The organism is Polaribacter sp. BAL334 (assembly GCF_015767435.1).
Taxonomy (GTDB): Bacteria; Bacteroidota; Bacteroidia; order Flavobacteriales; family Flavobacteriaceae; genus Polaribacter.
Map to the genome: position 1 here is coordinate 1 of NZ_JADWOV010000295.1, position 584 is coordinate 584.

General features: G+C 27.4%; 1 protein-coding gene. It reads left to right on the forward strand.

Annotated features, from left to right (window positions below; all coding sequences use genetic code 11):
- Positions 1–7: 7 nt before the first annotated feature.
- Positions 8–584 (forward strand): helix-turn-helix transcriptional regulator (locus IU405_RS09370; RefSeq protein ID WP_410896748.1); only part of this gene is annotated, 577 nt, incomplete at its 3' end.

Sequence of the window (584 nt, forward strand, 5' to 3'; positions counted from 1 at the left end):
AATTAAAATGGCTTCTAATAAAAACGCTCTTATAAGATATAAAACAATTGATTATTGTTTACGAAACAAATATAAAAAATGGACTTTAGATGATTTAATTGAGGCCTGTTCTGATGCTCTGTATGAATATGAAGGTAAAGATGTTAATGTTAGTAAACGTACAATCCAACTCGATATTCAACTAATGAGAAGTGATAAATTAGGTTATAACGCACCTATTGAAGTTTATGAAAGGCGCTTTTATAAATATGTTGACAATGAATATAGTATTATGAATATTCCAGTAACTGAAAACGATGTTAGAGTGATGAACGAAGCAATTCAATTACTACGCGAGTTTAAAGATTTTTCTTTGTTTAAAGAAATGAATGGGGTTTTACAAAGGCTAGAAGATTCTGTTTATTCATCTCAGAAAAAAAATAAATCGATCATTCATTTAGATAAAAACGAAAAATTAAAAGGTTTAGAATTTATTGATCCTATTTACAATGCTATTCAACAAAAAAAAGCTGTTAAAATAACCTATCAATCTTTTAGTGCTCATCAGCCTAATGATATGATTTTACATCCACAGATATTAAAAG